The organism is Ectothiorhodospira marina (assembly GCF_900109495.1).
GTDB classification, from domain to species: Bacteria; Pseudomonadota; Gammaproteobacteria; order Ectothiorhodospirales; family Ectothiorhodospiraceae; genus Ectothiorhodospira; species Ectothiorhodospira marina.
In genome coordinates, this window is record NZ_FOAA01000016.1 from 66,391 (window position 1) to 74,375 (window position 7,985).

General features: G+C 56.6%; 8 protein-coding genes and 1 pseudogene. 6 read left to right on the plus strand and 3 right to left on the minus strand.

Features of this window, described 5'->3' with window-relative positions; all coding sequences use genetic code 11:
* Positions 1-169 precede the first annotated feature (169 nt).
* The 6 genes and pseudogenes from rpmH to BMY52_RS12760 all read left to right on the plus strand — a co-directional run bounded on the left by rpmH (position 170) and on the right by BMY52_RS12760 (position 5,546).
* Complete coding sequence (gene rpmH / locus BMY52_RS12740; protein ID WP_082829751.1) at positions 170-304, plus strand: 50S ribosomal protein L34; 135 nt, start codon at positions 170-172, stop codon at positions 302-304.
* Positions 243-707 carry a ribonuclease P protein component gene (rnpA, locus tag BMY52_RS15440; RefSeq protein WP_245740851.1) on the plus strand — a complete coding sequence of 155 codons (465 nt, stop codon included), beginning with the start codon at positions 243-245 and terminating at the stop codon, positions 705-707. Before rpmH ends, rnpA begins: the two co-directional genes overlap by 62 nt.
* Complete coding sequence (gene yidD / locus BMY52_RS12745) at positions 683-934, plus strand: membrane protein insertion efficiency factor YidD (protein WP_090255005.1); 252 nt, start codon at positions 683-685, stop codon at positions 932-934. The genes rnpA and yidD overlap by 25 nt, the downstream gene beginning before the upstream one ends.
* Positions 927-2,597: pseudogene (gene yidC / locus BMY52_RS12750) on the plus strand (membrane protein insertase YidC); the annotation flags it as partial. The gene yidD and the pseudogene yidC, both read left to right, overlap by 8 nt.
* 297 nt (positions 2,598-2,894) lie before the next feature.
* Positions 2,895-4,238: a tRNA uridine-5-carboxymethylaminomethyl(34) synthesis GTPase MnmE gene (gene mnmE, locus BMY52_RS12755; RefSeq protein WP_245740853.1), complete on the plus strand. Its 1,344-nt coding sequence runs from the start codon at positions 2,895-2,897 to the stop codon at positions 4,236-4,238.
* Positions 4,239-4,409: 171 nt separating this feature from the next.
* Positions 4,410-5,546, plus strand: coding sequence for a site-specific integrase (locus BMY52_RS12760; RefSeq protein ID WP_090255025.1), 1,137 nt, complete (start codon positions 4,410-4,412; stop codon positions 5,544-5,546).
* A gap of 186 nt (positions 5,547-5,732) precedes the next feature.
* Here the strand turns inward: BMY52_RS12760 and repC are convergent, their stop codons facing one another.
* Genes repC through BMY52_RS12775 form a run of 3 tightly spaced genes read right to left on the minus strand, consistent with a single transcriptional unit; the run spans position 5,733 to position 7,814 of the window.
* Positions 5,733-6,584, minus strand: coding sequence for a replication protein C, IncQ-type (gene repC, locus BMY52_RS12765; RefSeq protein ID WP_090255008.1), 852 nt, complete (start codon positions 6,582-6,584; stop codon positions 5,733-5,735).
* Complete coding sequence (locus BMY52_RS12770; RefSeq protein ID WP_090255011.1) at positions 6,571-7,479, minus strand: helicase RepA family protein; 909 nt, start codon at positions 7,477-7,479, stop codon at positions 6,571-6,573. Before BMY52_RS12770 ends, repC begins: the two co-directional genes overlap by 14 nt.
* Positions 7,479-7,814, minus strand: a complete 336-nt coding sequence (locus tag BMY52_RS12775; protein ID WP_090255013.1) for a helix-turn-helix domain-containing protein — start codon at positions 7,812-7,814, stop codon at positions 7,479-7,481. Before BMY52_RS12775 ends, BMY52_RS12770 begins: the two co-directional genes overlap by 1 nt.
* Positions 7,815-7,985 lie beyond the last annotated feature (171 nt).

A 7,985-nucleotide genomic window follows, 5' to 3' on the forward strand; every position in this document is an offset into this window, starting at 1 on the left:
CGCGCCAGTCTACTCCGGCAGCCGAAGAGTTATCCACACCTTTTTCCACATCCTGGTCAACCCGTATGCCCCGCGAACATTGACACCCACAGTAATCGCGGGTACTTTTACGCGCCTTGGATGGGGTGTTCCGTCCACTCACTCATTAGAATCTATCGGGTCCGCCATCATGAAAAGAACATTCCAGCCCAGTAATCTGCATCGCAAGCGCACCCACGGTTTCCGTGCCCGCATGGCGACCCGTGGCGGCCGCAAAGTGCTGGCTGCGCGCCGCGCCAAGGGTCGCGCCCGTCTCTGCCCCTGATCACTTGGCCCAGCCAGCCGGCAGGCCCGCAGACAGGGGATTCCCCCGCGCCGCCAGGCTGACCCGCGCCAGCGATTACCAACAGGTTTTCGCGGGCGCACGCCGGATCTCTGAAGCGCCTTTTACCGGACTTTGGCGCCATCATCCCACGGACGCGCCGCACAACGCGCGACTGGGCATGGCCGTGGCGAAACGCAACGTGCGGCTCGCCACGCAACGCAACCGGATCAAACGCCTGATCCGGGAATCGTTTCGACATCATCGGGATTCCCTGGGGGCCATCGATATCGTGGTCCTTTGCAAACCCCGGGCCGAACGCTACAGCAACGAACAACTGCGTGAAGCCCTGGACCGACTCTGGCAACGGATGAGTATCCAATGCGAAAGATCCTCGTCTTCCTGATCCAGGTCTACCGGTACACGCTCAGTCCGTTCGTCGGGCAACACTGCCGTTTTCTGCCCACCTGTTCCTGCTATGGGATTGAAGCCATCGAACGCCATGGTGCCCTGTATGGCTCCTGGCTGACGATCAAGCGGCTCGGCCGCTGCCACCCTTGGTGCGAGGGCGGGTATGATCCCGTTCCGGACCCCGCTCACGGCCATCATCGACCCCCGCGAAATCATGGATAACCTCCGTCCAATACTCTATCTGACCCTCGTTTTCCTGCTGTTCCTCATCTGGCAGGCCTGGCGCGTGGACTTCGGTCCCCAGCCCGAATTTTCTCCCGAGCGTTCCGATGCCACGCATCAGGAAGCCGGCGGGTCCCGTGATGACATGCCGGCGGCTCCCGATTCGGAAGCTCGAGATGCCCCCATGGAGGCCGGTGACGTCGATGGCATCGAGCGTCAGCAGATTCGGGTGACCACCGATACCCTGGATGTCCTCATCGACACCCGGGGTGGCGATCTGGTCCGCGCGGAGCTACCGAGCTATCCCGTGAGCCTTCAGGAACCGGATAATCCGGTTCGACTGCTGGACGAGGGCGCCCGCGACTACGTGGCTCAGTCGGGTCTGATTCACGACCGTGTGCCCAATGTGGATCACTCGGATCGGGCACCGTCCCATCACGCCATCTTCCAGGCGGAAAAGACCGAATATCAGCTTGAAGACGGTCAGGATGAGCTCAGCGTACCACTCACCTGGGAGAACGAAGAAGGGATCCGGGTCACCAAGACCTATACCTTCCGTCGTGGCGACTTCCTGGTGGATGTCAGTCATCAGGTGGAGAATGCCAGTGACCAGGCCTGGACCGGTCGGCAGTATCGCCAACTCCGCCACGGCCCCACACCCGATCGCGAGTCCTGGTTCCTCTACACCTTCACGGGTGCCGCCTACTACGATGAGCGCTACGAGAAGGAAGCCTTCGAAGACCTCACTGAAAAAGTGAACGAACGCAATATCACCGAAGGCTGGATTGCGGTCATTGAGCATTACTTCCTCAGTACCTGGGTACCCCTTGATGACGAGGAGAATCTGCTTTACGCCCGCGAGGTGACCTCAGGCGGTCAGCCCGAGTACATCATCGGCCTGCGCTCCGAGCCCGTGACCATCGAGGCCGGTGCTCAGGATGAATTGAATGCCCGGATCTGGATTGGCCCCAAGCTCCAGGGTCCCTTGTCGGACATCCGCGAAGGCCTGGAACTCACCGCCGATTACGGCATTTTCACGGTCCTGTCCAAACCTCTTTTCTGGTTGCTGCGCGTCATTCATGACTTTGTAGGCAACTGGGGTTGGGCCATCCTCATCCTGACCCTGATGATCAAGCTGGCCTTCTACAAGCTCTCGGCCACCAGCTATCGCTCCATGGCCAAGATGCGTGCGGTGCAGCCCAAGATGATGGCGCTCAAGGAGCGTTTCGGGGATGACAAGCAGCGCATGAATCAGGCGCTGATGGAGTTGTACAAGAAGGAGAAGATCAATCCCCTCGGCGGCTGTCTGCCGATCCTGGTGCAGATCCCGGTCTTCATCGCCCTGTACTGGGTGCTCCTGGAGAGTGTCGAACTACGACAGGCCCCGTGGATCCTATGGATTCAGGATCTGTCGGTGCGGGATCCTTACTTTGTGTTGCCCCTGCTCATGGGCGCTAGCATGCTCGCCCAGTACAAGCTGAACCCGGCACCCATGGATCCGGTACAGCAGAAGATCATGATGGCCCTGCCCATCATCTTTACCGTGTTCTTTGCCTTCTTCCCGGCAGGCCTGGTGCTGTACTGGCTGACGAACAACCTCCTGTCCATTGGTCAGCAGTACTACATCACCCGCAAGATTGCGGCAGAGGCTGCCAAGCCCGGCGGCAGTCCGCCCAAAGCCTCCCGTCGCAAGCAGGATGCCGACGACAACGCTGACGATGCGGACAGCGCAACCGCTGATGAACCCGGCCAAGGCCTGGCCGAGACTGAAGCCTCTGCCGATACCCGTATGGATTCGACCTCGGAACCTGAGGCCGCTCAGGCCGATCAGACATCCGATGAACCACAGTCGACGCCGTCCAAAACCCCTGCCAGCAAGTCTGCACAGAACAAGGGGGGCGCGGCCAAGGGTTCGCGCCGGAAGCGCCCGCGGGGTGGTAAGTCGCGTAAGTAATCCACGGTGATCGCGGTCGACGCCGATACCATCGCGGCCATCGCCACCCCGCCGGGGCGCGGTGGGGTGGGTATCGTGCGCGTCTCCGGTCCTCTGGCCCGGGACGTGGCCCAAGGTTGTCTGGGGCGCGTCCCGGCACCGCGTCGGGCCCTGCTGTCAGACTTTCTGGATGCCTCGGGACAGGCCATCGACACCGGCCTGGCACTCTTCTTTGCAGGACCCCATTCGTACACGGGGGAGGATGTGCTGGAACTGCAAGGCCATGGGGGTCCGGTCATCATGGATCTGATCCTGGCGGCCTGCGTCGACCGGGGTTGTCGACTGGCCCGGCCAGGCGAGTTTACCGAGCGTGCCTTTCTCAATGACCGCCTGGACCTGACCCAGGCCGAAGCCGTGGTCGATCTCATCGATGCCGGCTCCGCCGCTGCCGCCCGCAGTGCCCGCCGTTCCCTGGAAGGCGGGTTCTCCCGTTGCGTGGAGGACCTGCTCACTGCCTTGACCGAGTTGAGAGTGTATGTGGAGGCGGCCATGGATTTCCCCGACGAGGAACTGGACCTGCTCGAGGACGAGGGTATCCATCGACGTCTGGAGGCGCTGAGCACGCGTCTGGACACCCTTCAGGAAGGGGCGCGTCAGGGAAACCTGCTCCGTGAAGGTGCTCACCTGGTGATCGCTGGCCGTCCCAATGCGGGAAAGTCCAGCCTTCTTAACCGCCTGGTGGACCGTGAGGCGGCGATTGTCACTGCCATCCCGGGCACCACCCGTGACGTGCTCAAGGAGCATGTCAGCCTCGATGGACTCCCCCTACACCTGGTGGATACGGCCGGACTGCGTGAATCCAGCGATCCGGTTGAACAGGAGGGTATCCGACGGGCCTGGGCCGAGATCGAGAAGGCCGACCTGGTGCTGCTGGTGGTGGATGCCACCCTGGGGGAGGGAGAGGCCGAGGCGGATATCCGTCAGCGTCTACCAGACCACCTGAGGGTGATCACGGTCTACAACAAGCTGGACCGCCTGGATCATGTGCCGGCCGACTGCAGCGACAGCTTGTATCTCTCCGCGCGAACCGGGGAGGGCATCAGCACGTTAAGGGAACTGCTCAAGCAGCACCTGCATTACGATGGCGATCCGGAGAGCCTGTTCACCGCTCGTCGTCGCCACCTGGATGCCTTGCACCGCACCCGCCAACATGTTCACGAAGCACGCCAGCACTTCCACACCACGCAGGCTCCCGAGTTGATGGCCGAAGAACTGCGCCTGGCCCAGGACACGCTGGGGGAAATCACCGGCAAGGTGACCTCTGATGACCTGCTGGGGCAGATCTTTTCCTCTTTCTGCATCGGGAAGTGAAGTGGTAAAAAAAGGGTTACCCACAGCAACTAAAAGCAAATCAAGTAACTGTTTATAAAGGGTTTTATTCTTTCTCGCTGTTTTTGTCTTTCCATTTTTCTCGATGATTTACCCCGAGAGTACCCCGAAGTATGGTCTTGGGGGACTCTTGGGGTACAAATGGAGGAAAAGGTGAAAATCAGCATCGAGATTCGGAAACCAGATACAGAAGGAAAGCGGGCAATCCGCCTGATTTACTACAGCGGTTCCTACACAGATCCGGAGACTGGCAAGCGTCGGCATAAACGATCTCGGGAACCCTTGGATTTGTTCTTGTACGACAAACCCAGAACGCCTGCTCAGCGACATCACAACAAGGAAGCCGAAAGGGCAGCTGAAGCCATTCGCGCCAAAAGGCTTTACGAGTACGAAACCGGGAAGCACGGGCTCGGAGGCAGCAATCAACTAAAGGCGAGCTTCTTCGATTATTTCCAGTCCATCACGGATGAAAAAGCCGCAGGTAGTAAAAGTAACCATTCAATCTGGGTTTCGACACTCAAGCATCTGAAAGTTTTCCACAGACTGCCGGAACTGACCTTCGAGGAAGTGGACCAGGCTTTCCTTGAGGGTTTCAAACATTACCTTATCCACATTGCACGCACTAAAAGTACGGCCCCTCTCAGCTCTAATACCCAGCATGCGTACTTCAATAAGCTTCGGGCTGCTCTGAACCAGGCTGAGCAGCAGGGAATTATTCATGACAATCCGGTTCGTCGAGTAAAGAACATCAAACCAGAGAACAATCAGAGGGTGTACCTCACGGAAGAGGAGCTTCGGGCTTTGGCCAAAGCCGATTGCAGGTACGAAGTGCTGAAGAGGGCATTTCTATTCTCTGCGTGTACCGGTTTACGATGGTCCGATGTGCAGAAGTTGGTTTGGGGGGATGTGGAGCAGTTCTACGATGGGCACCGGCTCATCTTTCGTCAGAAGAAAACAAAGGGCTTGCAGTACCTCGATTTGAATCGCACTGCTATAAAGCTCATGGGACTTCCCAAGGCCCCGTCAGAGCGAGTGTTCAAAGGGTTGAAGTACTCGTCCTGGCACAACATGGAACTCACCCGTTGGGCTATGAACGCTGGCATCACAAAACACATCACTTTCCATAGTGCGCGGCACACCTTTGCAGTGATTCAACTTTCCAGAGGTGTGGATATCTACAGCTTGTCTCGGCTGCTCGGCCACTCGGAACTGCGGACGACGGAGATCTACGCAGACATCATCGAGCCTCGGCAGCGAGAGGCGATGGTGAGTTTTCCTGAGGTGCTTTGATGCACCAATGGAGTTGGAACCCACCTCTCCTGGAAAGAAAACATGTGCCGGGGCATCCAGCCCCGGCACTAGGTAGTAGAAAATTATAGATAATTTTAGATCAGATCCGTGGATGTGCCGGAATCGCTTGATAATACTGAGCTTCCGGCATTTTGGGTGTGACTGTTAAGGGGGGAATTGTGACCGTTAACGGGGTAGTTTGTGACTGTTAACGGTGGGCCTCTGGATCTCATATCGACCTTTGGAGTACTCGGTTACCTTCCACCCAATACCACCCAACTCTGATATGGCTTCCCGTGTTCTGCTTAATCGCTTACGAGTGGTTGAGGCACTCGCCTCTGTGGTAAAAATATATCCACAAAGAGTCTTCAGCTCGATTTTCCGAGCAGTGCCTGGGTTAATCCACGCGCAAAGTCGTTGATGTAAAAGTCTGGAGGCTTCACTCCTGAGGGCCCGGATTTCTGCCATGCTGATGCGAACATGTCGAGATTCACCAAGAATAGCTCCTGCAATCATTGGGTTGAGGGCTACATGAACTCCCTGCGAAGTCTCGTCACTACGGTAGTCTGCCAATAGCCTGAAGCCTCTGCGGCTGCCGGCTGGATCTTGAACGATCACTGATACTTTCCACAGCCGTTCGATACATTTTTTGATTGAATCAGAGGCATCGATTTTCGAGTATCCAATTTCTCGAGCCAGGCGGCGGTAACTTGATTCAACTACCACAGCATCTTCAGAAGAGGCTTGCCATCTGGGTTCAAGGAGATTTCGAAGGGCAATGCCAGCCGCCGATTTTGGTGTTGAGGTCAAAATTTTTCCCTCGAGGCCGGCGAGAGCGACGAGTCCTTGTAATACACGCAGGTCATCTGCACCGAGCGGTTCTGGCCCGCTGAACTCGACCCTTTGGCCCTGACCAAACTCATAAATAACATCGAGTTTCGATGTTCTTCGTTCGCCCCGCTGTAGCGCCCGAAACAGGCCGGGCGCTAAACAATGGACGGCATCATGTCTGGCGTGATCCAACTCATACGGCTGCACGGCGCTGGATCCTCTTGGACGCTTGAGCAACAAGATCAACAGGTTGGAGCACTCCGGCTGTACCACGGATGAACCATTTTGGATGCACTGCCGCGTGATAATTCGCTTTGCTCACCCCAAAGCGGACATAACGGGAGATTGGCTCGGTAGTGATCCCGTATTTTTTAGCTTCACCGGGCGTCATGGCGGCAAGATAGCCCTGCCAGCGGATATTGTCGGTCAAAACTGACGAGCCTCGACTGGCCTGCTGCTGGTCTCCCGCTTGGTTCCACAGTGCGGCTTTACTCGTGTGATGCAGAAATAAGATGCTGCAGCCTGTACGTGACGCTATCAACTCCAAATTCCCCAACAACCGTGCCATCGCACTCCCGTCATTTTCATCGCATCCGTGAAATCTCCGCAAAGTGTCCAGAATGAGCAAATCGTGCGCTTCAGCTAAGTTTTGTAGGGCGTTGATCCACCGTGATGACAGCAGGTTCGCTTGTATGCCTTCCAGCGGCATAACCATCAAATTATCCTCGACGAGGTGTCTTTCCCGGTCAGAGAGTACCTCTCCTATGGCGTATAAACGCTCGCTCAGCACAGGTAAAGGATCTTCTGCAGACAGGTAAGCTACTGCCTGATCTGTCGGAGCTTCACCAAAACCAAGTAAATCGGCACCCGATGTCAACCATACGGCGAGCTGGAGACCAAAAACAGACTTTCCTGCACCTCCGGGTGCTACAAGGCTGCCAACCGAACCGCGGATCATGCCAGGGATCAAAAAATTGAGGCGAGGCCCCGGGTTTTCAAAGGCCGCTTGTATATTTACAGGCCAGTGAGACAGTTCCCCAGCGAATGAAGTAGGATCTTGCTTATTGATAAATCGGATGAAGTTGCCAATACCAGTATCCATTACACACCTCGGCGAGCTCGACGTGCGTGGGTACGAATACAGTCTGCGATTTCGCCGTCTGGCGTGACTTTATTGGATAAGGCCCATTCGATGATCTCTTCCCGGCGAAAATAAACTTTTTTGCCATGAGGTTTGTAGTGGGGTATGCGTTTTTCACTGGTGAGCCGATAGACGTAGCTGACGGACAAACCCAAGAGCTGAGCGCACTCATCAACAGATAAAACCGGTTTTTGGCTTTGTTGCTGCTGGGCCAGAAGTTGCTCGAGCTTTTTGAGTTCTCTCATTATCTCCCAAGACGATGCGACGGATTTGTGGGACATAATCTGTTCTTTCATGTCTCTTCTCCTCGTGTGTGAAACAACGGGGATTAAGGTAAACCAGTATCAGAAAATCCCTTGCCTCTGGAATTGCCGTATCCGTCCGGTAGCCCCCATATTCCATAGTCCCCGCTAATCCCACATCATCACCGGCACGATCTCAAGCAATAGAGGGGTGTGCCGGTATGA

What these genes read in the sequence shown, in the direction of transcription:
- rpmH (WP_082829751.1), top strand. Translation starts at nt 170, where the DNA reads ATGAAAAGAACATTCCAGCCCAGTAATCTGCATCGCAAGCGCACCCAC.
- yidD (WP_090255005.1), top strand. Translation starts at nt 683, where the DNA reads ATGCGAAAGATCCTCGTCTTCCTGATCCAGGTCTACCGGTACACGCTC.
- BMY52_RS12770 (WP_090255011.1), bottom strand. Translation starts at nt 7,479, where the DNA reads ATGGATACTGGTATTGGCAACTTCATCCGATTTATCAATAAGCAAGAT.
- BMY52_RS12775 (WP_090255013.1), bottom strand. Translation starts at nt 7,814, where the DNA reads ATGAAAGAACAGATTATGTCCCACAAATCCGTCGCATCGTCTTGGGAG.